This is a genomic window from Hwangdonia seohaensis, assembly GCF_031932625.1.
GTDB classification, from domain to species: Bacteria; Bacteroidota; Bacteroidia; order Flavobacteriales; family Flavobacteriaceae; genus Hwangdonia; species Hwangdonia seohaensis.
Genome location: NZ_JAVSCK010000004.1, coordinates 215,314 through 240,646 on the forward strand (window position 1 = coordinate 215,314; position 25,333 = coordinate 240,646).

Consider the following 25,333-nt stretch of genomic DNA (forward strand, 5'->3'; position numbering starts at 1 on the left):
GCAGGAATGACAAAATTTATGAAAATATTAGTAGCATTAAGTAGAATATTCGTTGGTGTTTTATTTATTATTTCGGGATTGATTAAGTTAAACGATCCGTTAGGGTTTTCGTATAAACTAGAGGAATACTTTAGCGCAGACGTTTTAAATATGGAGTTTTTAATTCCGTATGCTTTGGGTATTTCGGTAATCGTTGTGGTTTTCGAGGTGGTTTTAGGCGTGTTTTTGCTTATTGGTTACAAACCAAAATTTACCGTTCGGAGCCTGTTGGCAATGATTGTCTTTTTTACATTTCTCACCTTTTACTCGGCCTATTTCGATAAGGTAAAAGACTGCGGTTGCTTTGGCGATGCCTTAAAGCTCACACCATGGGAAAGCTTTACAAAAGACCTTATTTTACTGTTTTTTATTCTTATTTTATTCTTCGGATTAAAACATATAAAACCCATATTCAGTAAACTGCCAACAACAATTTTGGCTCTGTTGAGCTTTATTTTCAGTTTGTGGTTTGGGTACCATGTGCTGATGCATTTACCAACAATCGATTTTAGAGCTTATAAAATAGGAAACAATATAGCCGAAGGTATGCGTATTCCAGACGATGCACCAAAAGCCATACAAGAATTTACGTGGACATTTAACGTCAACGGCGAAGAAACAGAAATTGTAACCGATGGCAGTTATCCAACCGTTGATGGCGAATACGTTGGCGTAGAAACCAAAGTTATCAGGGAGGGCTATCAGCCACCGATTTTAGATTTTTCAATTGAAACGGATGATGAAGATTTAACCGAACACTTTTTGAGTCAGGAAAATCTAATCGTTATCGTATCCTACAGTTTGGAAAAAATGGAACGAGAAGGCGCTTTAAAATTAAAGGCAACCACCGATGAAGCTGTTAGAAAAGGCTATAAGGTTATCGGTATAACAGCCTCTGGTAACGATGCAAAACAGCGTATTAACGAAGCCTATAATTTAGATTTCGAGTGGTATTTATGCGACGAAAAAGCACTGAAAACCGTAGTGCGCTCGAACCCTGGTATTTTAGAGTTGGATGCTGGAACGGTAAAACAAAAACTCCACTGGAACGATATAGACGATTTGGAGTTGCCCGAAGTAGAACGGAAAATTGAACCCAAACAAGAAAGGGCTGAAATAAAAAACATTCTTTACGTGGTAGGTGGTGAGGTTTCCACTAAAGAAAAGTTAGACTCTGTTTTGGCTAGTAATACTTACAAAAACTATTTGTATTCCATAGATGAAACCGTTTTGGATTCTATAAATAAAGCTAATAACAGCAATTATGATGGTTTTATGACTGTAGAGCTACATAAAGAATAATCAAAACAATCGTATCAAGTATTAAAATTTTTTTAAAGAATATAACTAACATGAGAAAACTATTTATTGTTATACTGATTTCAACAACAGGAAATTTATTAGCTCAATCGAGTCCACAGGATTTGATTGATACTTTTTTTAATACATATGAAAAAGATGCAGGTAAAGCTGTAAAAGATTTATATGCGACTAATATATGGACTGAGCGAGTAAAAGATAACATTGATAAAGTTATTGGAACAGTTAATGGTTTCACTGAAAGTTATATGGGTAAATACTACGGATATGAAATTATAACAACCAAAAAATTCTCTGAAAGCTTTGTATTGTACTCGTATCTTGTAAAGTATGACCGACAACCGATCAGATTTATTTTTAAATTCTATAAACCAAATAAAAAATGGGTGTTATTTTCTTATGCCCTCGACGATAATTTGGATGATGAAATTCAAGAAGCAGCAAAACTTTATTACTTGGATTTAGATAAAGATTAATCAACTCGAATAATTAATATTAATTGCTATTCCATAAAAAACCTTGATTCAAATAAAAATGAAAAAAATGATCTATACCCTAATCTTATTATTCAGTGTATTTAGTTGCAATACAGAAGTGCCAACTCAATTTTCTGAGGAAGCGTTAAACGATACCTTCGTAACTTTAGAAGGCAACAATATAGCTTTCAAGGATATTTTAGAAACCCACAAAGGCAAAACAATCGTTATCGATGTTTGGGCATCGTGGTGTAAAGACTGTTTAGAAGGCATGCCAAAAGTAAAGGCATTGCAATCCGAATACAAAGAGGCGGTTTATGTGTTTTTATCATTGGATAAAAGCCAGAATGCATGGAAAAAAGGTATTAAAAAATACAATGTTAACGGCGAACACTACTTTATGCAGTCCGGTTGGAAAGGCGCTTTTGGCGATTTTGTAAATTTAGATTGGATTCCTAGATATATGGTAATAAATAAAACTGGAAACATAGAATTATTTAAAGCCGTAAAAGCCGACGACGATAAATTAATTGAAGCCATAAAAAAATAGTATTTTTGCCTAAATAACGATAAGATTTTATTCAGACAATAAATACAATCACTTCAAAATATAACATTTAACACACATTCTGATGAGAAAACAAATTGTAGCAGGAAACTGGAAGATGAACAACGATTTATCTCAAACCGAAACTCTAATTACAGCTTTAAAAGCACAAAACAAAACAACCAACGCCGAAGTTATGATTGCTCCAGCGGCAACTAACCTATGGCAAGCTTATAACAGCTTAAGAGATTTCAATATCGAGGTTATAGCGCAAAACATGCACTATGCCGAAAGTGGTGCATACACAGGCGAAATCAGTGCCTCTATGCTAAAAAGTGTGGGTGTTAAAACGGTTATTTTGGGTCATAGCGAGCGTCGTGCCTACTTTAACGAAACCGACGAAACATTGGCCAAAAAAGTCGATGCGGCCTTGACAAACAACATGCGTGTTATTTTCTGTTTTGGTGAAGAGTTGGCCGATAGAAAATCCAACAACCAAGAGCACGTGGTCGAAAACCAAATTAAGAACGCCCTATTTCATTTAGATGCCGATGCGTTTAAAAACATCGTGCTGGCCTACGAACCCGTTTGGGCCATCGGCACCGGCGAAACGGCAAGCCCAGAGCAAGCCCAAGACATGCACGCCTTTATAAGAAAAACATTAGCAAATAAATACGGAAACGATTTAGCCAACAGTGTATCTATCCTTTACGGCGGAAGCTGTAAACCCAACAATGCCAAAGAAATTTTCTCAAAACCAGATGTCGATGGCGGCTTAATTGGCGGTGCGGCACTCAAGGCAGACGACTTTTTTGCTATTGTAAACGCATTTTAAAATATTTTTTTGGGCGTTACCCCGATCAAAAATCGGGGTCGCGCTTTCCGTTATATCTTTTTCTCGTACCTCAAAAAAGGATGCCACTGCAATCGCTAACGCGCTTATCCGCCAAAATAAATACCAATGCCAATGTCAAATTCAATATATATAGGCTATTATTTTAAAGTAAAACCAATACAACCAGTAACCGAAATCCTAATTGCAGAATTGGGTTACGCCGGATTTGAAAGTTTTGTAGAAAACGAAGATGGCGTTACGGCCTACATCCAAAAAAAAGAATGGCAAAAAGATATTCTTGATGATATTCAAATATTGAATTCCGATGAGTTTGAGATTTCTTATACGTTTGAAGATATCGAGCAAACCAACTGGAACGAAGAGTGGGAAAAGAATTTCAACCCTATTGTTGTTGATAATTTGTGTTCGGTTCGTGCACCATTTCACCAAAAACCCAATACCAAATACGATATCATTATAGAACCCAAAATGAGTTTCGGCACTGGGCATCACGAAACCACGCACATGATGATTCAACATATTTTAAACAACGATTTTAAAGATAAATCGGTTTTGGATATGGGTTGTGGTACGGGCGTTTTGGCCATTTTAGCCGAAATAAAAGGCGCAAAACCCATTGATGCTATAGATTACGATAATTGGTGTTACCTAAACAGCCTTGAGAATGTCGAGCGTAATAATTGTAAAAACATTACCGTTTTAGAAGGCGATGCGAATTTGTTAAAAAACAAAAAGTACGATATAATTATTGCCAACATCAACCGGAATATTTTGTTGCAAGACATGAAAACTTACACGGCATGTTTAAACAAAAACGGGATGCTGTTTTTAAGCGGATTTTATGCCGATGACATTTCTATTATACAGGCAGAGTGCGAAAAGTATATGTTAAAATTTGCAGAAAAATTGGAAAGAAACAATTGGGTTTCATTAAAATTTTTAAATTAGTAGTATAAATTAATCAATAAATAAGCAATGCTTTCCCTTAAGGGAAATGCCTGCGAGATAACAGACTTATGAGTACAAAAGAAAAAACATTAGAAGAATTACTTTTAAAGGAAGAAGTAGTTACTCAAAATGAAATTGTATTGTTCAATGACGATGTTAATACCTTCGATCATGTTATCGAGACGCTTATCTATGCCTGTGAGCATACACCAGAACAGGCCGAACAATGTGCAATACTTGTACATTACAAAGGCAAATGCACTGTTAAAACAGGGGAGTATAATGACTTAAAACCACGCTGTTCCCTACTTTTGGAAGCGGGTTTAAGCGCCGAAATTGTATAAAAAAGAGGCTGTCTAAAAAGTCCTTTCCATTTAATTTGTCAGGTTGAGCTTGTCGAAACCGATCTCGATTATCAATAAGTTAAAAATATTTCAACAAGCTCAATATGACATTAAATTTGACTTTTACACAGCCTTATTTTGTTATTTACCCATCCTCCCTACTGCACAACTCACAAAAGATTTCGCTTTGGTAGTTAAGGCGTTTTTATCGCCAACTACTGGATAGCCAAGTTTAGTTAATAGAGCTTTTGCTTTTTCAAGATTATCTTCGTTTTCGTAATTAAAAGAAACAGAATCGTTGGTATTATCAACCTTGATTTCTGATATATCATTTAAGTCACCCAATCGATTGACAATAGTGCTGGCGCAACCGCCACATTTAAGGTTTTGTATTTTTAAAGTTGATTTCATTTTTTATAAGGTAGTGGGACAAACAAAATCTGTTGTTGGTAAATCGGTGTTTTTAATCGCTCCGAAACCACCGGCAATATCAACTAAATTATTAAATCCGCGGGCTTTTAAAATAGATGCCGCAATTACCGAACGATAACCCCCGGCACAATGGATGTAATAGGTTTTTTTGCTGTCAATGGCATTCATGTTATCATTGATAAAATCCAATGCGAAGTGCTGTACATTATCGCCTTTTAAATGTTCGGATTTGTATTCACCATCTTTCCTAACATCCAGCGTGTTTGTGTTTTCATTTTTAAAATGTTTTGAAAATGTTTCCGCTGAAATAGATGCAATGGTTTCCACCTCTTTTCCGGCTGCTTGCCAAGCTTCAATACCGCCATCTAAATAGCCCAAAGTGTTGTCGTAGCCCACACGAGAGAGTCGCGTTACGGTTTCTTTTTCCTTGCCTTTTGGGGTAACCAGTAAAATGGGTTGTTTTAAATCGGTAATCAACGCCCCAACCCATGGTGCAAATCCACCATGAATACCAATAAAAATAGAGTTTGGAATATGGCCTTTTACAAAATCTTTCTCATGCCTAACATCAAGTACCAATGCGCCTTCTTGATTGGCAATCGTTTCAAAATCTTTGGCATTTAAAGCCACATCGCCCTGCTGTAAAACGGTTTCAAAAGCATCGTATCCCGATTTGTTCATCATTGCGTTTTTTGCAAAATATTGCGGTGGCGGCGGAATGCCATCAAGTACTTCTTCTACAAATTCCTCTTTGGTCATGTCTGCACGCAAAGCGTAATTGGTTTTTTTCTGTTCGCCAAGAACGCCAACGGTTTCCTTGCTTAAATTTTTACCACAAGCCGAACCTGCACCGTGCGCTGGATAAACAATAACATCATCTTCTAAAGGCATGATTTTATGGCGAAGCGAATCGTATAACATGGCTGCCAAATCTTCTTTTGTAAGGTCTGATTTTATGGCTAAATCCGGTCGTCCAACATCGCCTAAAAACAAAGTGTCTCCCGAAAAAATAGCATGGTTTTTTCCGTCTTCATCAATTAAAAGATAGGTGGCAGACTCTAAAGTGTGCCCCGGAGTGTGCAATACTTTTATAGTTACCTTACCTAGTTTAAACGTTTCGTTATCTTTTGCGATATAGGCATCGTAATCGGTTTTTGCACTAGGACCAAAAACAATTGTGGCTCCTGTTTTTTTTGCCAAATCGATATGCCCTGAAACGAAATCCGCGTGAAAATGCGTTTCAAAAACATACTTGATTTTGGCGTTTTCTTTATTGGCTTTATCAACATATTGCTGTGTTTCGCGCAAGGGGTCAATAATGGCTACTTCGCCATCAGATTCAATATAATAGGCACCTTGAGCTAAACAGCCCGTGTAAATTTGTTCTATCTTCATTTTATTAACTTTTCATTTCTGCCCTTCGGCCATCGCTTGAGATAAACTCTGCGAATATTATTTCAATATAAAAAATCATTCAAAAATATAAAACCTAAATGATTTGAATTGTGACTTATGTCACTTTTATAAATTGGTCTCTTTATAGATGATATAAAAAGCCATAATTAACGTAAAAAAACCAAAACTTTTTTTAAGCTTTTTGCTACTTATGAATTTTGAAAGAAACACGCCAATAACAATCCCGATAACCGAAATAAAAGTGAAAGTGAGTAAAAACAGCCACTCGATTTCGATGGTTTGAATATCGCCGGTAAACCCGATTAAGGAATTAATGGTAACTATGATCAAGGAGGTTCCCACAGCTTTTTTCATTGGAATATTTGCCCAAAGCACCAACGCAGGCACGTACAGAAAACCTCCACCTGCACCGATTATTCCTGTTATGGTTCCGATGACCAACCCTTGAATAAAGGTTTTGTAATACGCTTGTTTTTCGGCAATCAGGTCCGCTTCCTTTTTGTTTGTAATCATTGAATAGGAAGCCAATAGCATAATGATGGCGAAAAAAACCATAATGCCCATTTCCTTGGTTAAAGTGTAATTGCCAAAACTAAAAAGGGTATCTGGAATTCCAGGAACCAAATATCTACGCGATAGATACACCGCAATAAACGATGGGAACGAAAAGGCTAATCCGGTTTTGAAATCGACCAGTCCTTCCTTGAATTTTTGATAGGTGCCAACCATAGAAGTCGTGCCCACAACAAATAAAGAATACGCCGTGGCAATAATAGGGTTGTAGCCCAAAAGGTATACCAATAAAGGTACGGTAAGTATAGAGCCGCCTCCACCAATTAGTCCCAAAACCAAACCAACTATTAAAGCGCCAATGTATCCTAGGATTTGTGTCGTATCCATTTAGTGCGGTAGTTTGTCTTTTAAAACACCGTAAATAAATGTGCCTAATAGAGCTGCAGCAATTACAATAAGCATGCTGTAAACACCAGTGCCCAATAATATGTACATGGGCCCTGGGCATACGCCAATAAGCGCCCAACCTAAGCCAAAAATGGTGCCGCCAATAATATATCTGATAAATCCGCTGTCTTTTTTAGCTACAAAAATAGCTGAGCCTTTAATGCTTTTGATATATCCTTTTTTTGAGATTTGCAAAAACAGAATACCGGATGCAATAGCGGTTCCTATAATGCCATACATGTGAAAGGACTGAAAGCGAAACATCTCGTAAATACGGTACCACGATACGGCTTCGGATTTAACTAACACAATTCCGAAGAAAACACCGATCAATAGAAATTTTAAAAATTTCATAACTAAAAAATTAAAGGTAAAAGCAGGTTAGCCATAATTAATCCGCCAATAAAAAAGCCAATTACAGCAATTAAAGAAGGTTTTTGTAAACTACTCAATCCGGTTATAGCATGCCCCGAAGTACAGCCACCGGCATAACGCGTGCCGAAACCAACAAGTAAGCCGCCAACAATTAAAAGCAGTAAACTTTTTGTGTTTAATGTGTCTAAACTAAACACTTCGTTTGGAACCAATGTGGCTCCGGCATTTTGAAATCCCATACTTTGGAGTTCGGAAATGGTTTGCGGATTTAAATTGGTAACCGCATCGTTTGATAGGTAATGTGTAGCAATAAACCCGCCAATAATAGCGCCTAATACAACAACTAAATTCCAAATTTGATCTTTCCAATTGAACCTAAAAAAATCTGAAAACTTACCTGCGCCACCAATGGTACACAAGGTTTTTAGGTTTGACGACATACCAAATGTCTTTCCAAAATAAAGCAATAATGCCATAACCATGGCAATTAACGGGCCCGATACATACCAAGGCCATGGGTTTAAAATGTATTCCATAAATATGAGTTAAAAAGGCAAAGATAATTTTATTTATAGCTTTACCTTGTAATATACCATAGTTAATCTATTATAATTTTTTGCTAACTATGCAGGTGTTGCGTTATGCCATGCGGCAGTACCTTTATTAAAACCCGCCTGAACCAAACTTAAGCTTTAATGCCATTTCAGACAGAAAGCTTCGTTGTATATTCGCAATTACGATGTTAAAAAACGATTCAGCTATTTTGACGGAACCCCACTTAGCAAGGTTTAAAAGTTAAAGCCCCGTTAAATCTGTTAAACCAAATATAAATGTATAGTCAATAGGATTAACATTTTGTAAATTTATATAAAAAGTATATATGCGCATTTTAATAACAGGAGCAACAGGATTAATAGGGCAGGAGATTGTTAAGCTTTGTCATGATAAAAATATTGCCGTAAACTACTTGACCACCAGTAAATCCAAAATAGAAAACAACGAAAATTATCGAGGGTTTTATTGGAACCCTAAAACACAAGATATAGACACAAATTGTTTTGATGCGGTTGACGCCATTATCCATTTAGCCGGTGCAACCGTGTCAAAACGATGGACACCAGCATATAAAAAAGAAATTCTTTCCAGTAGAATTGATGGCACACAACTACTAATAAACGCTTTAAAAGGCGAAACACATAGTATAAAACAAGTAGTTTCGGCAAGCGCTGTTGGTATTTATCCCGATTCTTTGATTAATTATTACGATGAATCTTTTAAAGATTTTGATGATTCGTTTTTAAGCGATGTTGTGCAACAATGGGAATTTGCCGTTGATGGATTTTCGAAAGTGAACATTAATGTTTCAAAAGTTAGAATTGGTTTGGTATTATCAAACAGAGGTGGTGCTTTACAAGAAATGGTAAAACCTATAAAATTTGGTTTGGGTGCCGCTTTTGGCAGTGGAAAGCAATGGCAATCGTGGATACATATTAACGATTTGGCCCGCATATTTTTATATGTTATCGAGCACCAATTGAGTGGCGTTTATAATGGTGTGGCGCCAAACCCGGTTCCCAATTTAGAGTTAACAAAAACTATGGCTAACGTATTGGCCAAGCCTTTGTTTTTACCAAATATCCCTAAGTTTTTTATGAAACTCGTTTTAGGCGACATGCATACTTTATTGTTTCATAGCCAGCGTGTAAGCTCAAAAAAAATTGAGGATAAAGGATTCCAATTTGAAGCATACCATTTACAACCTGCTTTGGAGGATTTGTTGGGTTGAAAATCAAGTGGTTTATATTCAACGTTTACCGAAGACAACGTTTTTTTGTAACAAGCTCAAACCTAAATTATTGTAGATGCTTAAGGCCTTCATAAACCACAATACTTACGGCATTTGCTAAATTTAAGCTTCTAACATGTTCACTATATAAAGGTATTTTAAAAAGTTGATTTTTATGCTTTTCAATAATAGATTGTGGCAAACCAACCGACTCTTTCCCAAAGATTAAAAACAGATTATCTTTAAAAGGCATATCCCAATGGTTTCGGGTGCCATGGCTCGATAAAAACACCATGTCTTCATCTTTATTTATTTCGAAGAATTGTTCAATATTGTCGTAATAAGTAACCGATAAATGTTGCCAATAGTCCAAACCAGCCCGTTTTAACCGCGCATCGTCAATCTCAAAACCAAAAGGTTTTACTAAATGTAAATTTGAACATGAAGCTAATGCTAACCTGCCAATATTACCTGTGTTATTGGGTATTTCGGGTTCTATTAAAACAATGTTAAGTGGCATTATTTTTTGATGATTTTTAATACAATTAACCTAATTAATAATACAAACGGGAAGCCATGTAATAATACGTCAAACCAATCCATGAGCTGCATACCTTGTGCACCTCCAATCAACCATTTTAATTTTCCCCAAATATGTGGCTCAGGAAAAAAAGGTGCAAGCCCCAATGTTAAACAGAGTAATAGCACGATTTTAAAATCCTTAAAAATCTTCAATGTTTTTAATTTAGAATAGAATTCACAAATTTGTTAATGGTTTTTATGCCCTCATGGGTAACATGCTTTACAAAAGCACTCCCAATAATGGCACCTTTGGCGTATTGCGTAGCTTGAGTAAATGTGTCGTTATTGCTTATCCCGAAACCTATAATTTGTGGATTTTTTAAACGCATATCCGCTATGCGCTTAAAGTATTGTGTTTGCACGTTGCCAAACCCCGATTGCGCACCCGTGGTACTGGCGCTACTTACCATATATATAAATCCGTTTGAAATGGAATCGATATATTTAATACGATCGTCGCTGGTTTGTGGCGTGATAAGAAATACATTTATCAATCCGTATTTTTCAAAAATCGCCTGATATTTTTCGTGGTACACATCAACCGGCAAATCCGGAATAATTAAACCGTCAATTCCAATTTCCTTGCACTTTTCACAAAACGCTTCAACACCGTATTGAAATATGGGATTAAAATACCCCATAATAATCAAAGGGATTTTAACAGTTTTTCTAATGTCTTTTAATTGCTCAAAAAGCACTTTGGTGGTCATGCCATTTTTTAAAGCCTGCGTAGAACTGGCTTGAATGGTGGGACCATCGGCCAATGGGTCGCTAAAGGGCAACCCGATTTCTATCATATCCACACCATTTTTTTCTAAATCCTGAATAATGGGAGCGGTATCGTCAAGGTTGGGGTAACCTGCCGTAAAGTATATAGATAGTAACTTTTTGTTTTCTTGTAATTTTTGATTTATTCTGTTCATTTTTGTTATTCCTTCGAAGGCAGGAATCTGTTTTTAGTTAATCTTTTTTTATTTCATTCTGTTCATTTTGCTTTGATGCAAAACGAACGAAAAAATCATATCAATCTGAGAAAATTCCTGCGGAACATTCGCTCTCGGAATTTCGTGCTTAAAGCTTCGCTTTGCATCTTCATTCCTTCGCTCATTATTTCTGCAGATTGATAATTCCGACTGCGTCGGAACTTGGGGCTTTACTTTTTGTTAATTTTTTTCTAATCTCAAGTTTATAGTTTTCTTAATTTTAAATTAGTACTGGTTTTGCGTTAGGGATTGCAGCGGCATCCTTTTGCTTTTTTGCAAAAGATATAGCGGAAAGCCCGACCCTTGTGGTAACGCCCAAAACTCAAATCTTAAAATAATCAATATAATTCTCTAAATCCTTATCACCGCGACCGGATAAACTCACCACAACAACATCGTTTGGCTTAAAGGTTTTCTGCTCGAAAATAGCTAAAGCGTGCGAGCTTTCAATAGCCGGAATAATGCCTTCCAGTTTGCATAGTTCCAAACCTGCTTTCATCGCATCATCATCGGTAATGGCCATAAATTCGGCACGTCCCGTTTTACATAAATGCGCGTGCATGGGGCCAACACCCGGATAATCCAAGCCTGCCGAAATGGAATAGGGTTCTGTGATTTGGCCGTCGCTGGTTTGCATTAAAAGTGTCTTGCAACCGTGAATAATGCCTTCTTTACCCAATACCGAAGTGGCGGCACTTTCGCCAGAATCTACGCCCAAACCAGCAGCTTCAACAGCAATTATCTTTACATCTTTTTCATGTAAATAATGGTAATATGTGCCGGCCGCATTACTGCCACCGCCAATACAGGCCACGACATAATCGGGGTTTTCTCTGCCTTCGTGCGCTTTGAGTTGCCATTTTATTTCTTCCGAAATTACGGCTTGAAATCGCGTAACCATATCCGGATAAGGGTGTGGGCCAATAGCCGAACCAATAATGTAATGCGTGTTTACGGGGTTGTTTATCCAATCTCTGATGGCTTCGTTGGTGGCATCTTTTAAGGTGCGGCTACCAGACCGAGCAGGAACCACTTTGGCGCCCAACATTTTCATTCTGGCAACGTTTGGCGCTTGTCGCGCAATATCGATTTCGCCCATATATACAATGCACTCAAGACCCATTAAGGCACAAACGGTAGCGGTTGCCACACCGTGTTGTCCGGCACCGGTTTCGGCAATAATCCTGGTTTTGCCCAATCGTTTGGCCATAAGGATTTGGCCTATGGTATTGTTTATTTTATGTGCGCCTGTGTGGTTTAAATCCTCGCGTTTTAAATAGATTTTGGTATTGTATTTTTCTGAAAGACGCTTTGCAAAATACAGCGGCGATGGGCGACCAACATAGTCTTTAAGCAATTGATTGAATTCCTTTTGGAATTCTGGTTCGGCCATGACCTTAAGGTAATTTTGGCGCAATTCCTCGACGTTTGGGTATAGCATTTCTGGGATAAATGCGCCTCCAAATTCGCCGTAATAGCCTTTTTCGTTTACGTTGTAATTCATATTAATTTACTTTTCGTCATTGCGAAACTTTTGAAAAAAGTTGTGGCAATCTGTTTCTTATAAAAAGATTACCACGTCGCTTAGCTCCTCGTAATGACGTTATTTTTAAATGCTTTTAAATTTTCAATATCTTTTAATCCGGGTTCTATTTCAAATTTACTGTTTAGGTCTACTGCGTAACAATATTTTGAGGCTTCGCTTTGTTGAAACTTTTTAAGGTCTGCAATTTGATTCAGTCCTATGCCACCACTTAAAAAGAAGGGTTTGGTTGAAGGGTAATCGCGTAAAACATTCCAATCAAAAGTGTAGCCATTGCCTCCTGGTAACTTGCCTTTGGTGTCGAATAAAAAGTAATCGCAAACAGCTTCATAAGGATTTAATATATCGAAATTAAACTCATCCTTGATTGAGAATACTTTGATGATTTCGAAACTTTCGTCATTGCGAGACTTTTTTTCTAAGCAGAAGCCATCTGTTTCTTTTGATGAGATTACTTCGTCGGTACTCTCCTCGTAATGACGTTTTAACGCGTTACAATATTCCGGCGATTCGTTACCATGTAATTGAATGGCCTGTAAGTTATGTGCTTTTATTTTTTCTAATACAAAATCTAATTCGGCATCAACAAATACACCTGTTTTTTTTATTGATTGAGGTAATTCCGGAATTTGGTTTTTATCGAAATTCCTTGCAGATTTTTCATAAAAAATAAACCCAAGATAGTCAGGTTGCAATGCCGCAACTTGTGTGATATTATCTTGATATTTCATACCGCAGACTTTAAACCTCACCCTAGCCCTTTCCAAAGGAGAGGGAATTGATTGCGCGATACGTTTTTTCTTTTTATTCATAAAAGTAATAGTTCTCCTCCTTTGGAGGAGTTAGAGGAGACTTTTAATAAATTGACTTGCGCTCGCTCCGGGGTTATTGGTTTTCATAAAGTTTTCGCCTATTAAAAAGCCTTGATAACCATAAGGTTTTAATTCTTTGATAGCTTCAATGCTACTAATGCCACTTTCTGATATTTTTACAAAATCGTTAGGAATGAGTGTACTTAATGTTTTGCTTGTTTCTAAACTGACATCGAAGGTTTTTAAATTTCTGTTGTTAACACCCAACATGTCTAAACTGGGCATGATGGATTTGTGCAATTCTTCTTCGTTGTGCACCTCCAAAAGTACATCCAAATTTAGACTTTTTGCCAATTCTGAAAATTGCTTGATTTCGGCCTTCGTTAAAATAGCAGCTATTAAAAGGATAACATCTGCACCAAAACCCTTGGCTTCGAGAATTTGGTATTCGTCTATAATAAATTCTTTGCGCAGCAATGGTAAGCTACAGTTTTCGCGGGCAATAATCAAATCGTCAAGGAAACCACCAAAATAGATTTCATCGGTTAAAACCGACATTCCGCAAGCGCCTGCATGCTCGTAACCCATAGCTACATCTTCAATGTTGACCGTATTGTTAATTACAGATTTTGAAGGCGATTTTCTTTTAAATTCTGCAATAATCCCTGTTTGACTTGTTCTCAATTTTTTTGATAGTGAAATAGTTTTTCTTTCAAAATAAGGTGTTCTTTCAAATATGTCAATAGGAATTAATTCTTTTTTTAAATCAACTTCTTTGCGTTTATCGATTACTATTTTATCTAGAATGTTCATTTACTTAATACAATTAATGTGTCTAAACTATTTTTTGCTTTACCGGAAAGCAACGATTCTTTGGCCAATTCAAACCCTTCTTTATGACTTATTTGGTTTGTGGTGGCAATGGCTAAACCGGCGTTGGCACAAACAACATTATTTTGGGCTTCGGTGCCTTTTCCGCTTATTACATTCACAAATATTTTAGCAGCATCATCAACGGTGTTCCCTCCAAAAATAGATTCTTGTTTTATTTGGGGAACGCCTAAATCCTCAGGCGCAAAAAGGGTTTCGGAATGATTTGAAATCACTTTTGTTTTTCCTGTTAAAGATATTTCGTCATAACCATCCAAAGCATGCACGATACTGTAATTTTTATCGGTTTGCTGATATAAGTAGCCATACAAACGTTGCAATTCCAAATTAAAAACACCAACCATTTGATTTTTTGGGAACGATGGATTTACCATGGGACCTAACATATTGAAAAATGTTTTTACGCCCAATTCTCGACGGATGGGCGCTACGTTTTTCATAGCTGGATGAAATAATGGTGCGTGTAAAACACAAATTCCTGCCTTGTCGATGGAACGTTTTAAAAAATCTTCGTCATTTGAAAATTTAATCCCTAAATGTTCCATAACGTTTGAAGAACCGCAAGCGGAAGACACACCGTAATTACCATGTTTTGCAACTTTAATACCTGCACCGGCTGATACAAATGAAGATAGCGTGGATATGTTGAAGGTGTCTTTTCCGTCGCCACCCGTTCCACATAAATCCACAGCATTAAAATCTTTTAAATCGATGGCAATACATAATTCTAAAAGGGCATCTCTAAAACCTTGAAGCTCTTCGAGGGTAATGCTGCGCATCATAAAAACGGTTAAAAATGAGGCGATTTGGCTTTGGTTATACATACCGTTTGATATGTTTACCAAAACTTGTTTAGCTTCTTCGCTGGATATGTTTTCGTGATTTATTAATCGGTTTAATAGTTGTTTCATGGCTTAAGAATTAATCCAATTTTTAAGAATTTGTTTTCCGTTTGGAGTCAACACCGATTCTGGGTGATATTGTACACCTTTTACATCGTATACTTTGTGCCGTAACGACATGACTTGTCCGTTTTCATCAAAAGAAGTGGCCTCTAAACTGTCAGGTAAATTTGGATTAACTACCCATGAGTGATAACGACCAACTTCCATGTTTTTTTCTAAACCAGCGAATAAAGGTTCATCGTCAACAGTTATTTTTACTTTGGTTGCAACACCATGATAAACTTCGTCCAAATTAATAATTGAACCACCAAAAACTTCGCCAATAGCTTGTTGGCCTAAACACACGCCCAAGATGCTTTTTGTAGGTGCATATTTTTTTATTATGGCTTTTAGCAAACCTGCCTCATCCGGAATCCCTGGACCTGGCGATAATACGATTTTGCTGAAAGGTTCAACATCTTGTAAGGTTAATTTATCGTTTCTAACTACGGTTACATCGCAGTTTAAATCTTCTAAATAATGAACCAAATTGTAAGTAAAACTGTCGTAATTGTCTATAACTAATACTTTCATAAGCCCCTTTTTATTTCCGCGAAGGCGGAAATCTTTTTAAATTATTTCAAATATTTTTCCGTTTTATTAAAAAAACTTTTTTTTAAAACTTTATTTCTGTTCATTTTGTCTTGATACAAAACGAACCAAAAAATCAAATCAATCTGAGGAAATCCCTGCGGATCATTCGTTCTCGGAATTTCGTGCTTAAAGCTTCGCTTTGCATCTTCATTCCTTCACTCATTATTTCTGCAGATTGATGATTCCGACTGCGTCGGAAATTGGGTGTTGTCATTTTACGATATTCTTTTTATAAACCAAATTAGTTTTTCATTTTTCATAACTCATAACTCATAACTCATAACTCATAACTCATAACTCATAACTCATAACTCATAACTCATAACTCCTAACTCATAACTCATAACTCATAACTCCTAACTCATAACTCATAACTCATAACTCATAACTCATTATATATTTTCTGCCAATTCGATAGCTTTTGTTAACGCGCCCAATTTATTGTACACTTCCTGCAGTTCGTTTTCCGGGTTGGATTTCGATACTAATCCGGCACCTGCTTGCCAATGTAATTTATGGTTTTTACTTAAGAATGTACGAATCATGATGGCGTGATTAAAGTTGCCCTCAAAATCCATAAACCCAATGGCGCCTCCGTAAAAGGTACGACTTGTTTTTTCGTACTGTTCAATGAGTTGCATCGCACGGTGCTTTGGAGCACCGCTTAAAGTGCCGGCAGGAAACGTGTCTGCCACCACTTGCATGGTTGAGGTTTCTTTGTGCTTTTGCCCCGTAACTTTACTTACCAAGTGGATAACGTGCGAGAAGAATTGCACTTCGCGATACGTATCGACAGTTACGTGGCTGCCGTTGCGGCTTAAATCGTTTCGTGCCAAATCTACAAGCATCACGTGTTCAGCATTTTCTTTATCGTCAACCGCCAATTGTTTGGCCAATTCGGCATCTTTTAAATCGTTTCCGGTGCGTTTAAAAGTTCCGGCTATGGGGTGGATTTCGGCTTTTCCGTCGCTTACAATGAGTTGTGCTTCGGGCGAACTGCCAAATATCTTAAAGTTTCCATAGTCGAAATAAAACAAATATGGTGATGGATTTATACTGCGTAATGCCCGATACACATTAAACTCGTCGCCTTTAAATTCCTGCTGAAAGTTTTTTGATAATACCAATTGAAACACATCGCCCCTAGCACAGTGCTTTTTGGCTAATTCTACATGGGTTTTATACTCGTTGTCGGTTAAATTTGATGTGATTTCCCCGTTTGATTTAAAATTGTATGACGCAAAGTTTTTAGCTTTTATCAGATGAAGTATAGCATCAATATTGCTTTCGTTATTAAAACAATGTGCAAAAATATAAGCTTCGTTTTTAAAGTGATTTATAGCGATTATGTTTTGATATACCGCATAATAAACATCGGGGATTGCGATTGAATTTTCTTTTCTTGAAATATCTACATCTTCAAAATACCTAACGGCATCATAAGCGATATAGCCAAAAATCCCGTTGTTAATGAATTTGAATTTTTCAGAAGAATCTGCCTTAAATCGTTTTGTAAATTGATGGATTTCCTCTGATACATTTGTTGTGTTGTCTATGTTTTTTGATACCGAACTACCATCGGGAAAGGTTTGCGAAATAACCTCGTTTTCAACTTTAATTGACGCTATGGGGTTAAAACAGATATACGAAAAACTGTTGTCGTTGGCATGGTAATCGCTACTTTCCAACAGAATACTGTTTGGGTGTTTATCTCTAATTTTAAGATAAATACTCACAGGTGTAATGGTGTCTGCAAGAATTTTTTTGTAATGTGTTGTTAGCTGGTACATAGTTTTAAATTGAAAAAGGCTTGTCGTGAACGACAAGCCTTTTTTTGATATTTTTAAATTTTAAATACACTAAGGATTTACTTCACGAACGTAAGTTTGAAAAGCACCACCACCAAGTATGATTTAAAATTGTATTCATTATTTTTGTTTTATCCCAATGGCTATCGGGAGGTCAAATATAGAAATGAAAATAATATTACACAAAACTTTGGTCGATTTTTTATTTAAATGTTTGTTAAACTGTAATATTTACAACAAACAATTATTTATTTTTATGCTTATGAAATTTAAAGTGCTAATTTTTGCGATACTAATAACGGTTAGTTGCGCCAATAAAAACAAGAAATCCCAAGTTGCTATTAATACCGCTAAAAATGAAGTGGTAAGTAGCTCGGATGAAAAAGACATAAATTTAGAAGTTTATGACTTTGCGGGTTTCGAGAAGTTTTTACATAAAAAAGACAATAAAATTTACGTGATAAATTTTTGGGCAACTTGGTGTGCGCCCTGTATTAAAGAGTTGCCATATTTTGAAAAACTAAATACGGAATACAGCAATAAAAATGTAGAGGTTATTTTGGTGAGTTTGGATTTTCCGCATTTGTACGAAAAAAAATTAAAGCCATTCATAAAGAAAAAACAACTACAATCTAAAGTGATTGCTTTGGATGATGCCGATATGAATTCATGGATTCCAAAGGTAGACGAGAGTTGGTCCGGATCAATTCCGGCAACGGTTATTTATAAAAATGAGGAGCGTAAATTTTTTGAGAAACCGTTTAATTATGAAGAACTAGAGGCAGAAGTCAATAAATTCTTAAAATAGAATAAGATGAAAAAGACAATCAAATTAATTTCGGCATTGGTCGTTGTGCTTATTGTGAGTGCTTTTACACTGGCAAAATCAAATAATGATACGGGCTATAAAATAGGCAACGTTGCCGAAGATTTTTCACTTAAAAACATTGATGGTAATATGGTATCCTTGGCAGATTACGAAGACGCCAAAGGATTCATTGTTATATTTACCTGCAACACCTGCCCATACGCCGTGATGTATGAAGACAGAATTAATGCCTTAAACAATAAATACGCCAGCAAAGGTTACCCCGTAATTGCCATTATGCCCAACAATACCAGCGTGCAACCCGGTGATAGTTTTGAGGCCATGAAACAACGCGCCAAAGAAAAGGGCTTTACGTTTCCGTACTTAATTGACGCGCAGCAAACGGTTTACCCAAAGTTTGGAGCCACAAAAACGCCCCATGTGTTTATTTTGCAAAAAGGAGATGGTTTAAACATTGTTGAATACATAGGAGCCATTGACGATAATTACAAAGATGCTTCGGCAGTAAAAACCAAATATGTTGAGGATGCTGTTGATGCTTTGTTAAACGGTGAAGAGATATTGCATACCGAAACCAAAGCAATTGGTTGTTCAATTAAAGCTTAAATGAATAATTAAGATTTCCGCGAAAGCGAAAATAAAAATATTATAATCTGGAGTTTTGTACTTCGGATTTTTTTTTCAATCATTATTTAATCGGATGTATTAAATTTGCAGAAATTAAATTAAAAGAAATGGAACATTTAAGTCAAGACGAGTGGGTATCGCAATTAGAGAACGATGATAACGCAGTTATTATTGATGTGCGAACAGATGATGAGGTAGCCGATGGAGTTATTAAAAACGCCATTCATATCGATATCTATAAAGGACAGGAATTTGTAGATGAGATTGAAGCCCTCGACAAAGATAAAAACTATTATGTGTATTGCAGATCTGGTAACAGAAGCGGGCAAGCCTGCAGTATTATGGGGCAATTGGGTTTTGAGAACGCCTATAATCTTGAAGGTGGTATTTTGGAATGGGAAGGCGATTTGGTAGATTTAGATTAAAAATTTTAAAATGAAAAAAGCAGTAGTCGGCATCGTATTTCTATTTCTGGGAGTAACGCTTATTGGGTGTAATAAAAAAACTGAAGCCAAAGTGGTTTGGGCAAAAGAGGTGCAAACCCTTTTAGAGTTAAATAACGTGCAGTTAATTGATGTTAGAACCCCAAAGGAATTTAAAGAAGGCCATATTGAAAATGCTCAAAACATAGATTTTTTGTCATCTACTTTTACAGAAGACATAAAAACATTAGACAAAGAAAAACCAATCGTTGTATACTGCCGTTCGGGAAAAAGAAGTGCCAACAGCACCAAAAAGCTACAGGAAGCCGGTTTTACCGAAATATACGATTTAGAGGGCGGCATACTAAAATGGAAACAAGAAGGTTTTAAAACACAGTAAGCTTTTAAAGAGACTGTCTAAAAAGTCTCTTTCCATGTCATCTTGAGCTTGTCGAAATATTTTACTTATTGATAATCAAGATCGGTTTCGACAAGCTCAACCTGACAAATTAAATTCAATAGACTTTTTTGACAGCCTCTTTTTTATAAAATCTATTCATACACAAATATTTAGTATATTTACTTCACTCCAAATAGTGAGCCTTCATCTTAAATGATTTATTTCATTTATTATAAAAATCAAACTCTCCTAAATCATTTTTAATAGCACACTATATAATAGATATATAGTTATTAACCAACCAAATAATTTTAATTATGATTAAAAAAACAATTTCAGTACTGGCTGTTATTGCCATGGTATTTAGTGCCGCGGTAACAGCAAATGCCCAAGAAGACAAATCGTATACTATGTGGGAAAACATTTTGTTAACTCCTGATAATACTAAATTAAAAGTATTATCGGAAAACATGAGAAAACACAATGCGCAATACCATAAAAAAGCACCGTATAATGCCACCGTTTACAATATAGTTTCCGGACCCAATTCGGGAAAGATTATCTGGCAAATGGGACCAATGAATTTTAAGCATAACGATACACGCCCAGGCGAAGGCGGACACGATGAAGATTGGAGGGATAACGTGATGCCGTACATAAAAAAAATGCATACCATTGAGTATTGGACACAAAACGATAAACTATCTAATACCAGCATGTTAGCAGGAGAAAGTATTACTCATCCGCTTTTATTTGTAAGAGTTGGCGAGATTGAAAAGGATCATGTGTCATCGGTCAATCAGTTTTACAAATATGTAAGTGAAACCGTTAAAGCTATGGAAGGCGATAACCCTTGGGGCTTGTATTATAACGAGTTCAGACAAGGTAATTTAGGGCGCCATGTGGCTTCGGTAAGTTTTTATAAAAACTGGACCGAATTTGACGAAGATGAGAACAATTTCAAAAAGACTTTTGAAAAAGTACACGGCGAAGGAAATTGGCAAATGTTTTTAGATATGGCCAACAGAACTTTTGCCGATTCCTGGGACGAAATATGGATGTATAATCCTAAAATGAGCGGTCATTAACAACCATTTTTAATAAGGCTCTCAACTTACTTAAAATAAAAAAACCTTTGGTGCTATTTTTGCATTTCAAAGGTTTTTTATATTTAATAATTCGTTCAACTTCTTTTTGGGTACTTTACCTTTTTTATTTTTTGGCACCGTTGCTTTTTTATATTTTTACTTGAAATAAACTGAATATAGCATTTATAAACTTCCTAAGAGAAAACGTTATGGAAAATGGTTTCGTAATATTATCAATAGTAGCATTATTGTTTTTAAGTATATATGGGTATACTTATGGTTCTGTGGCATTGGCAAAGATCAAACAAAAGAAAGCTGAAAAAAAAGAATTGATGAATGAAGAAATGAGGCTTGAAGAAAGAAAAAGAAAACAAGCCATGAGAGATGAAAAACTAAGAAAGCAAAACAAAAGACGCGAAGAAATTAAACACGAGCTTAAATTGCTTGAAGAAATGAAACGCAATAACGAAAGGCTTAATACCATGCGTGTTGAAACAATGAAGGAGAAAAAAGTAAGCTAAAAATTAAATTATAAAATTGAAAAACGCGATGTTTAAATTTTAAACATCGCGTTTTTTTTGATTCTATTTTTAAAGTTTAACAACCGTTATTTTTCCCTTTTTTGAATTTTTGAGGTATTGGCAAACTTTTCTATAATTATTTTAGGGTTGTTATATAAATAAAGCGCACTCGAACCCGATAGTGAAACCGATATGTTATCGGTAACCTCAAGCGTAACATCACTCGACGTTTCAGAGGAAAGACTACAGTTTGTAACCGTAAAGTTTTTGCCGTTAAACTGCGAGTTGTTATCCGTTCTCAACAACAAATTATCACAATCCCCTTCAATGGTGGCATTGGTGCGTTGGTACAAATCGGCTTTTAAAACAGGCGATTGTATTAAAGCCTCCAACTTACTGTAACCATTTAAAACAATTTGGGTGCTATCCGCAGTTAAATTAAGTTTAACCTTAGATTTGTCTAGACTTTCCATATTAAAAATGTTGGACTGTATGGTTAATCCAGCTTTAGAGCTTCCAATGGTTTTAAGGCTGGCATTATTTAAATCCATTGTGGCTAACGAGAGTATTTCGCCATTTTCACGAGTTTCAATATGCCTTAAAGCACCATCGTAATTCACCTTTATATTCAATCGTTTTTTCGAAGTAATCCTTTTTGTTTTATTAAAAGTAAGGACACTATCGCGCACATTAAAAGTGATAAACTCATGGAGGTTTTCATCCGTTTCAACTAAAACCGATGGTTCTTTGTTAAATATTATTTCAATTTCAAAATCCTCATCAACAATAATACTGTGAAATGAATTTATAGGTGTTCGTAAAACGGTTACATTTCTGTTGCCTTTCACTTTCTCTGTATTTTGGGCTTGGGTTGCGAAACAAATACTAAATGTAAAAAGTAATGAGAGCAGTGTTTTGTTCATTTTATTTACGGATTAATTATTAAATGGCTTGTAATTATCAATTAGACACAGCTTAATACACTCGGTCACTAACAAAGATATTGTAAAACGGCCCTAAAACCTTAAAAGCTGTTTTGCTAAAACCTAAATTCTTTGGGTTTGTATTGAAAAAACGGCTGCATATCGCTGTAGTTATTAAAGATAATATAATAAATGTCAAAATTGCATGTGGTTAATCTAATGTATGATAAAAATCATGTTTTAGCAGACTTATTAAATAGAACTTTGCATAAATAAATGAAGCAATAAAAAAACAGAAATTATGAGAATTTTAAATTTAACGAGTATTATAACATTATTTATACTTACGGCTTTTTCTACCGAAAGATGTTTTGGGCAGGAATTTAAACTTGATAACAGCCAATCTACTGTAATTGTACACGGAACTTCAAGTTTACATGATTGGGATATAAAAGCCGAATCACACACAGGACACATCACATTTAAAGATATAAACACTGGCGAAATTGATAAACTGAATGTTGAGATTATGGCAGAATCTTTAAAGAGTGGAAAAAGGGCCATGGATAAAAACACCTATAAAGCCTTAAACACAAGCGAATTTAAAAAAATAACTTTCAGTGCAACTACTGCCAAGGTTTTAAGCCAAATTTCAGAATCTAAATTTAAAGTGGAGGTTGTGGGCAACTTAACAATCTCTGGAAAAACCAACAAGGTTACTTTAAAATTTGATATTGAAATCGATAGCAATAAAATAGAACTGAACGGAGAAAAAAGTATAAAAATGACAGACTTTAATATAGACCCTCCAAAAGCATTACTCGGAACCATAACAACAGGAGACGACATAACCATAAAATTTAAATCAATTTTTAAAAAATAGTAAAGCAATAAATAAAACAAAAATTTAGAAGTATGAAAACAATTTTTAAAAACACATTAATTATAGCATTAGTGCTAACAGGGTTTAGCATAAGTGCTCAGAGTAGAAAGCTTGATAATTTTAGGCAACCCGATAAAAGCGGATTAAATGTATTTGAGGCGCCAAAAGACTCAATAACAACCTTTGATGGTGTAAAAGTAAGAATAGGCGGTTCATCAACGCTTCAATATCAGGATTTGAGCCATGAAAACTCAGGAGCTGTTCCTTTAAAGGAAATAGGAGGCAACTTTAACTTAGCCACCGCCAATTTAGATTTAGACGTTGTATTATATGATGGTGTTAGAATGCATTTACGTACATACCTATCATCACGTCATCACCCAGAACCGTATGTAAAAGGCGGTTATTTTCAAATAGATAAACTGGATTTTATCAGTGAAGGGTTTTTAAGTAATTTTATGAAGCATGCAACCATTAAGGTTGGGCACATGGAAAACAACTACGGTGATGCTCATTTTAGAAGATCTGATAACGCACAAGCCATTTACAACCCGTTTGTGGGCAACTTAATTATGGATGCATTTACAACTGAGGTTGGTGCCGAATTGTACTACCAATGCGATAGTGGATTTTTAGGAATGGTTGGTTTTACCAATGGTAAACTAAACCAAGCGGTTGACAATCCTGGTACTGGCGGAGCTTCTTTCTTAGCTAAATTAGGTTACGATAAGCAGTTTAATGATGATTTCAGATTCAGATTAACAGGATCGTTATACAACACAGGAGCTGTAAGAACATCGTACTTATACAGTGCAGATAGAGCAGGCTCTAGATACTATTTAGTGTTGGAAGATGAAGATGCTTCAACAAAAGGTAATTTCAGATCTGGACGTTATAACCCGAATTTAAGAAATAAAATTACGGCTATTATGTTTAACCCATTCTTGAAGTACCAAGGTTTAGAGTTTTTCGGAACTATTGAAACTGCCAAAGGAAAAGCAGATTCTGAAGCAGAAGAAAGAACAGCAAAACAATTTGCAGGTGAGCTTATTTATAGATTTGGTGCTACTGAAAACTTTTATTTAGGTACACGTTACAATAAGGTTGACGCCGAGGAAGCCAATGGAGATGATGTTGAAATATCAAGATTCCAATTAGGCGCAGGTTGGTTTATGACCAATAATATTTTATTGAAACTTGAATATGTTTCTCAAAAACACGACGGATACAATACCAGCAGTATTTTTGATGAAGGAAAGTTTAACGGATTTATGGCAGAGGCTGTAATTAGTTTCTAAATAGTTTTTTTAAAAGATTATATCAAGTCTCGGTGTTTACGTTTGAATTTAATTTTTTAAATTTATAACTAACATTGAGACTTGTTTGTTAAAGGCCTATATGATGAAAAAGATTTTATTATTTTTTCTGATGCTAATTGTTTTGGGGTTTACATATATTGAAACCGTAAAAGAAACAGCTGTACATATAACTCCCGAAAGTAGTCTGATTATAAAAGGAAAAACTAATATAAATAAATTTGATTGCGAATTTGATGTACAGAATTTAGAAAGCCGAATTCCGGTTTTATTTGAGCTTATAGATGGTATAATGGTTTTTAAGGAAACCCAGCTTGTTTTGAATAATTCTTGTTTCGATTGTGGTAATAGAGGTATGAATAAGGACTTTTATAACTTGTTAAATTCTGATGAACACCCCAACATAACTCTCAAATTAAAAAAAATAGAAGGTCATCTTTCAAAAAACAACATAGTACATGCCAATATAGATATAGCTATTGCGGGTATAGTAAATTCGTATGATTTGCCCTTAAAATTTGAAGGTGATAAAACGATGAACGTTTCCGGGGTTTTAGATGTAAATATCTGCGATTTTAACCTGGAGCCTCCTAAAAAAGCATTGGGACTTATAGTTGTTGATGACTGGATACAAATTCATTTTCAACTAAAAATTCAAGAACATTAAG

Annotated in this window: 31 protein-coding genes; 16 read left to right on the forward strand and 15 right to left on the reverse strand. The window is 35.7% G+C overall.

Going from position 1 to position 25,333, the window contains the following annotated elements:
• Window positions 1-18: 18 nt before the first annotated feature.
• From RNZ47_RS13725 to RNZ47_RS13750, 6 genes are all read left to right on the forward strand, one after another.
• Entirely contained in the window at window positions 19-1,341 is a 1,323-nt protein-coding gene (locus tag RNZ47_RS13725; protein ID WP_311941282.1) for a BT_3928 family protein, read from the forward strand.
• A 50-nt stretch (window positions 1,342-1,391) separates the two neighbouring features.
• Complete coding sequence (locus RNZ47_RS13730; RefSeq protein ID WP_311941285.1) at window positions 1,392-1,835, forward strand: hypothetical protein; 444 nt, start codon at window positions 1,392-1,394, stop codon at window positions 1,833-1,835.
• Between the two features lie 67 nt (window positions 1,836-1,902).
• Complete coding sequence (locus RNZ47_RS13735; protein ID WP_311941289.1) at window positions 1,903-2,385, forward strand: TlpA family protein disulfide reductase; 483 nt, start codon at window positions 1,903-1,905, stop codon at window positions 2,383-2,385.
• An 82-nt stretch (window positions 2,386-2,467) separates the two neighbouring features.
• On the forward strand, window positions 2,468-3,217 hold the full coding sequence (gene tpiA, locus RNZ47_RS13740; RefSeq protein WP_311941293.1) for a triose-phosphate isomerase: 750 nt from the start codon (window positions 2,468-2,470) through the stop codon (window positions 3,215-3,217).
• A gap of 132 nt (window positions 3,218-3,349) precedes the next feature.
• On the forward strand, window positions 3,350-4,186 hold the full coding sequence (gene prmA, locus RNZ47_RS13745) for a 50S ribosomal protein L11 methyltransferase (protein ID WP_311941296.1): 837 nt from the start codon (window positions 3,350-3,352) through the stop codon (window positions 4,184-4,186).
• A gap of 68 nt (window positions 4,187-4,254) precedes the next feature.
• On the forward strand, window positions 4,255-4,530 hold the full coding sequence (locus tag RNZ47_RS13750; RefSeq protein WP_311941300.1) for an ATP-dependent Clp protease adaptor ClpS: 276 nt from the start codon (window positions 4,255-4,257) through the stop codon (window positions 4,528-4,530).
• Between the two features lie 141 nt (window positions 4,531-4,671).
• On the opposite strand, the gene RNZ47_RS13755 is transcribed toward RNZ47_RS13750, so the two are convergent.
• The 5 genes from RNZ47_RS13755 to RNZ47_RS13775 all read right to left on the reverse strand — a co-directional run bounded on the left by RNZ47_RS13755 (window position 4,672) and on the right by RNZ47_RS13775 (window position 8,249).
• On the reverse strand, window positions 4,672-4,941 hold the full coding sequence (locus tag RNZ47_RS13755; protein ID WP_311941304.1) for a heavy-metal-associated domain-containing protein: 270 nt from the start codon (window positions 4,939-4,941) through the stop codon (window positions 4,672-4,674).
• A gap of 3 nt (window positions 4,942-4,944) precedes the next feature.
• Window positions 4,945-6,357, reverse strand: coding sequence for an MBL fold metallo-hydrolase (locus tag RNZ47_RS13760; RefSeq protein WP_311941307.1), 1,413 nt, complete (start codon window positions 6,355-6,357; stop codon window positions 4,945-4,947).
• A gap of 126 nt (window positions 6,358-6,483) precedes the next feature.
• A complete protein-coding gene (locus tag RNZ47_RS13765) occupies window positions 6,484-7,278 on the reverse strand; it encodes a sulfite exporter TauE/SafE family protein (protein ID WP_311941311.1) in 795 nt (264 codons plus the stop codon).
• On the reverse strand, window positions 7,279-7,692 hold the full coding sequence (locus RNZ47_RS13770; RefSeq protein WP_311941315.1) for a DUF6691 family protein: 414 nt from the start codon (window positions 7,690-7,692) through the stop codon (window positions 7,279-7,281).
• A gap of 2 nt (window positions 7,693-7,694) precedes the next feature.
• Window positions 7,695-8,249, reverse strand: a complete 555-nt coding sequence (locus tag RNZ47_RS13775; RefSeq protein WP_311941318.1) for a YeeE/YedE family protein — start codon at window positions 8,247-8,249, stop codon at window positions 7,695-7,697.
• A gap of 344 nt (window positions 8,250-8,593) precedes the next feature.
• Here RNZ47_RS13775 and RNZ47_RS13780 point away from each other — a divergent pair, with 344 nt between their 5' ends.
• Window positions 8,594-9,499, forward strand: a complete 906-nt coding sequence (locus RNZ47_RS13780; protein WP_311941321.1) for a TIGR01777 family oxidoreductase — start codon at window positions 8,594-8,596, stop codon at window positions 9,497-9,499.
• 67 nt (window positions 9,500-9,566) lie between these two features.
• Here the strand turns inward: RNZ47_RS13780 and RNZ47_RS13785 are convergent, their stop codons facing one another.
• The 9 genes from RNZ47_RS13785 to RNZ47_RS13825 all read right to left on the reverse strand — a co-directional run bounded on the left by RNZ47_RS13785 (window position 9,567) and on the right by RNZ47_RS13825 (window position 17,638).
• Window positions 9,567-10,019: a tRNA (cytidine(34)-2'-O)-methyltransferase gene (locus RNZ47_RS13785; RefSeq protein WP_311941325.1), complete on the reverse strand. Its 453-nt coding sequence runs from the start codon at window positions 10,017-10,019 to the stop codon at window positions 9,567-9,569.
• Window positions 10,019-10,234, reverse strand: coding sequence for a hypothetical protein (locus tag RNZ47_RS13790; protein WP_311941328.1), 216 nt, complete (start codon window positions 10,232-10,234; stop codon window positions 10,019-10,021). The genes RNZ47_RS13785 and RNZ47_RS13790 overlap by 1 nt, the downstream gene beginning before the upstream one ends.
• Window positions 10,235-10,239: 5 nt before the next feature.
• Complete coding sequence (trpA, locus tag RNZ47_RS13795) at window positions 10,240-11,004, reverse strand: tryptophan synthase subunit alpha (protein ID WP_311941331.1); 765 nt, start codon at window positions 11,002-11,004, stop codon at window positions 10,240-10,242.
• 382 nt (window positions 11,005-11,386) lie between these two features.
• On the reverse strand, window positions 11,387-12,568 hold the full coding sequence (gene trpB / locus RNZ47_RS13800; RefSeq protein ID WP_311941334.1) for a tryptophan synthase subunit beta: 1,182 nt from the start codon (window positions 12,566-12,568) through the stop codon (window positions 11,387-11,389).
• Window positions 12,569-12,648: 80 nt separating this feature from the next.
• Window positions 12,649-13,338 carry a phosphoribosylanthranilate isomerase gene (locus tag RNZ47_RS13805; protein ID WP_311941338.1) on the reverse strand — a complete coding sequence of 230 codons (690 nt, stop codon included), beginning with the start codon at window positions 13,336-13,338 and terminating at the stop codon, window positions 12,649-12,651.
• A gap of 111 nt (window positions 13,339-13,449) precedes the next feature.
• Window positions 13,450-14,232: an indole-3-glycerol phosphate synthase TrpC gene (trpC, locus tag RNZ47_RS13810; RefSeq protein WP_311941341.1), complete on the reverse strand. Its 783-nt coding sequence runs from the start codon at window positions 14,230-14,232 to the stop codon at window positions 13,450-13,452.
• Window positions 14,229-15,221 carry an anthranilate phosphoribosyltransferase gene (trpD, locus tag RNZ47_RS13815; RefSeq protein WP_311941344.1) on the reverse strand — a complete coding sequence of 331 codons (993 nt, stop codon included), beginning with the start codon at window positions 15,219-15,221 and terminating at the stop codon, window positions 14,229-14,231. The genes trpC and trpD overlap by 4 nt, the downstream gene beginning before the upstream one ends.
• Before the next feature lie 3 nt (window positions 15,222-15,224).
• Window positions 15,225-15,788 carry an anthranilate synthase component II gene (locus RNZ47_RS13820; protein ID WP_311941347.1) on the reverse strand — a complete coding sequence of 188 codons (564 nt, stop codon included), beginning with the start codon at window positions 15,786-15,788 and terminating at the stop codon, window positions 15,225-15,227.
• 452 nt (window positions 15,789-16,240) lie between these two features.
• Complete coding sequence (locus tag RNZ47_RS13825; protein ID WP_311941350.1) at window positions 16,241-17,638, reverse strand: anthranilate synthase component I family protein; 1,398 nt, start codon at window positions 17,636-17,638, stop codon at window positions 16,241-16,243.
• A 280-nt stretch (window positions 17,639-17,918) separates the two neighbouring features.
• On the opposite strand from RNZ47_RS13825, the gene RNZ47_RS13830 reads away from it, so the two are divergent.
• The 6 genes from RNZ47_RS13830 (at window position 17,919) to RNZ47_RS13855 (ending at window position 21,543) form a co-directional block, all read left to right on the forward strand.
• On the forward strand, window positions 17,919-18,464 hold the full coding sequence (locus RNZ47_RS13830) for a TlpA family protein disulfide reductase (protein WP_311941353.1): 546 nt from the start codon (window positions 17,919-17,921) through the stop codon (window positions 18,462-18,464).
• A gap of 6 nt (window positions 18,465-18,470) precedes the next feature.
• Complete coding sequence (locus RNZ47_RS13835; protein WP_311941356.1) at window positions 18,471-19,091, forward strand: thioredoxin family protein; 621 nt, start codon at window positions 18,471-18,473, stop codon at window positions 19,089-19,091.
• Between the two features lie 128 nt (window positions 19,092-19,219).
• Window positions 19,220-19,537 (forward strand): rhodanese-like domain-containing protein, encoded by a 318-nt coding sequence (locus RNZ47_RS13840; protein WP_311941359.1) that lies wholly within the window; start codon window positions 19,220-19,222, stop codon window positions 19,535-19,537.
• Window positions 19,538-19,547: 10 nt separating this feature from the next.
• Window positions 19,548-19,934: a rhodanese-like domain-containing protein gene (locus RNZ47_RS13845; protein WP_311941362.1), complete on the forward strand. Its 387-nt coding sequence runs from the start codon at window positions 19,548-19,550 to the stop codon at window positions 19,932-19,934.
• A gap of 317 nt (window positions 19,935-20,251) precedes the next feature.
• Window positions 20,252-21,022, forward strand: a complete 771-nt coding sequence (locus tag RNZ47_RS13850) for a hypothetical protein (protein WP_311941365.1) — start codon at window positions 20,252-20,254, stop codon at window positions 21,020-21,022.
• A gap of 209 nt (window positions 21,023-21,231) precedes the next feature.
• Window positions 21,232-21,543: a hypothetical protein gene (locus RNZ47_RS13855; protein ID WP_311941368.1), complete on the forward strand. Its 312-nt coding sequence runs from the start codon at window positions 21,232-21,234 to the stop codon at window positions 21,541-21,543.
• An 86-nt stretch (window positions 21,544-21,629) separates the two neighbouring features.
• Here the strand turns inward: RNZ47_RS13855 and RNZ47_RS13860 are convergent, their stop codons facing one another.
• Window positions 21,630-22,466: a GIN domain-containing protein gene (locus RNZ47_RS13860; protein WP_311941371.1), complete on the reverse strand. Its 837-nt coding sequence runs from the start codon at window positions 22,464-22,466 to the stop codon at window positions 21,630-21,632.
• A 301-nt stretch (window positions 22,467-22,767) separates the two neighbouring features.
• Here RNZ47_RS13860 and RNZ47_RS13865 point away from each other — a divergent pair, with 301 nt between their 5' ends.
• The 3 genes from RNZ47_RS13865 (at window position 22,768) to RNZ47_RS13875 (ending at window position 25,332) form a co-directional block, all read left to right on the forward strand.
• Complete coding sequence (locus RNZ47_RS13865) at window positions 22,768-23,349, forward strand: YceI family protein (RefSeq protein WP_311941374.1); 582 nt, start codon at window positions 22,768-22,770, stop codon at window positions 23,347-23,349.
• 32 nt (window positions 23,350-23,381) lie between these two features.
• A complete protein-coding gene (locus RNZ47_RS13870; protein ID WP_311941377.1) occupies window positions 23,382-24,647 on the forward strand; it encodes a hypothetical protein in 1,266 nt (421 codons plus the stop codon).
• A gap of 103 nt (window positions 24,648-24,750) precedes the next feature.
• A complete protein-coding gene (locus tag RNZ47_RS13875) occupies window positions 24,751-25,332 on the forward strand; it encodes a YceI family protein (protein WP_311941380.1) in 582 nt (193 codons plus the stop codon).
• The last annotated feature ends 1 nt before the right edge of the window (window position 25,333 follow it).

Excerpts from the sequence above, each read along its gene's own strand:
- RNZ47_RS13725 (WP_311941282.1), top strand. The coding sequence starts at position 19 with ATGAAAATATTAGTAGCATTAAGTAGAATATTCGTTGGTGTTTTATTT.
- RNZ47_RS13730 (WP_311941285.1), top strand. The coding sequence starts at position 1,392 with ATGAGAAAACTATTTATTGTTATACTGATTTCAACAACAGGAAATTTA.
- RNZ47_RS13735 (WP_311941289.1), top strand. The coding sequence starts at position 1,903 with ATGATCTATACCCTAATCTTATTATTCAGTGTATTTAGTTGCAATACA.
- tpiA (WP_311941293.1), top strand. The coding sequence starts at position 2,468 with ATGAGAAAACAAATTGTAGCAGGAAACTGGAAGATGAACAACGATTTA.
- prmA (WP_311941296.1), top strand. The coding sequence starts at position 3,350 with ATGTCAAATTCAATATATATAGGCTATTATTTTAAAGTAAAACCAATA.
- RNZ47_RS13750 (WP_311941300.1), top strand. The coding sequence starts at position 4,255 with ATGAGTACAAAAGAAAAAACATTAGAAGAATTACTTTTAAAGGAAGAA.
- RNZ47_RS13755 (WP_311941304.1), bottom strand. The coding sequence starts at position 4,941 with ATGAAATCAACTTTAAAAATACAAAACCTTAAATGTGGCGGTTGCGCC.
- RNZ47_RS13760 (WP_311941307.1), bottom strand. The coding sequence starts at position 6,357 with ATGAAGATAGAACAAATTTACACGGGCTGTTTAGCTCAAGGTGCCTAT.
- RNZ47_RS13765 (WP_311941311.1), bottom strand. The coding sequence starts at position 7,278 with ATGGATACGACACAAATCCTAGGATACATTGGCGCTTTAATAGTTGGT.
- RNZ47_RS13770 (WP_311941315.1), bottom strand. The coding sequence starts at position 7,692 with ATGAAATTTTTAAAATTTCTATTGATCGGTGTTTTCTTCGGAATTGTG.
- RNZ47_RS13775 (WP_311941318.1), bottom strand. The coding sequence starts at position 8,249 with ATGGAATACATTTTAAACCCATGGCCTTGGTATGTATCGGGCCCGTTA.
- RNZ47_RS13780 (WP_311941321.1), top strand. The coding sequence starts at position 8,594 with ATGCGCATTTTAATAACAGGAGCAACAGGATTAATAGGGCAGGAGATT.
- RNZ47_RS13785 (WP_311941325.1), bottom strand. The coding sequence starts at position 10,019 with ATGCCACTTAACATTGTTTTAATAGAACCCGAAATACCCAATAACACA.
- trpA (WP_311941331.1), bottom strand. The coding sequence starts at position 11,004 with ATGAACAGAATAAATCAAAAATTACAAGAAAACAAAAAGTTACTATCT.
- trpB (WP_311941334.1), bottom strand. The coding sequence starts at position 12,568 with ATGAATTACAACGTAAACGAAAAAGGCTATTACGGCGAATTTGGAGGC.
- RNZ47_RS13805 (WP_311941338.1), bottom strand. The coding sequence starts at position 13,338 with ATGAAATATCAAGATAATATCACACAAGTTGCGGCATTGCAACCTGAC.
- trpC (WP_311941341.1), bottom strand. The coding sequence starts at position 14,232 with ATGAACATTCTAGATAAAATAGTAATCGATAAACGCAAAGAAGTTGAT.
- trpD (WP_311941344.1), bottom strand. The coding sequence starts at position 15,221 with ATGAAACAACTATTAAACCGATTAATAAATCACGAAAACATATCCAGC.
- RNZ47_RS13820 (WP_311941347.1), bottom strand. The coding sequence starts at position 15,788 with ATGAAAGTATTAGTTATAGACAATTACGACAGTTTTACTTACAATTTG.
- RNZ47_RS13825 (WP_311941350.1), bottom strand. The coding sequence starts at position 17,638 with ATGTACCAGCTAACAACACATTACAAAAAAATTCTTGCAGACACCATT.
- RNZ47_RS13830 (WP_311941353.1), top strand. The coding sequence starts at position 17,919 with ATGAAATTTAAAGTGCTAATTTTTGCGATACTAATAACGGTTAGTTGC.
- RNZ47_RS13835 (WP_311941356.1), top strand. The coding sequence starts at position 18,471 with ATGAAAAAGACAATCAAATTAATTTCGGCATTGGTCGTTGTGCTTATT.
- RNZ47_RS13840 (WP_311941359.1), top strand. The coding sequence starts at position 19,220 with ATGGAACATTTAAGTCAAGACGAGTGGGTATCGCAATTAGAGAACGAT.
- RNZ47_RS13845 (WP_311941362.1), top strand. The coding sequence starts at position 19,548 with ATGAAAAAAGCAGTAGTCGGCATCGTATTTCTATTTCTGGGAGTAACG.
- RNZ47_RS13850 (WP_311941365.1), top strand. The coding sequence starts at position 20,252 with ATGATTAAAAAAACAATTTCAGTACTGGCTGTTATTGCCATGGTATTT.
- RNZ47_RS13855 (WP_311941368.1), top strand. The coding sequence starts at position 21,232 with ATGGAAAATGGTTTCGTAATATTATCAATAGTAGCATTATTGTTTTTA.
- RNZ47_RS13860 (WP_311941371.1), bottom strand. The coding sequence starts at position 22,466 with ATGAACAAAACACTGCTCTCATTACTTTTTACATTTAGTATTTGTTTC.
- RNZ47_RS13865 (WP_311941374.1), top strand. The coding sequence starts at position 22,768 with ATGAGAATTTTAAATTTAACGAGTATTATAACATTATTTATACTTACG.
- RNZ47_RS13870 (WP_311941377.1), top strand. The coding sequence starts at position 23,382 with ATGAAAACAATTTTTAAAAACACATTAATTATAGCATTAGTGCTAACA.
- RNZ47_RS13875 (WP_311941380.1), top strand. The coding sequence starts at position 24,751 with ATGAAAAAGATTTTATTATTTTTTCTGATGCTAATTGTTTTGGGGTTT.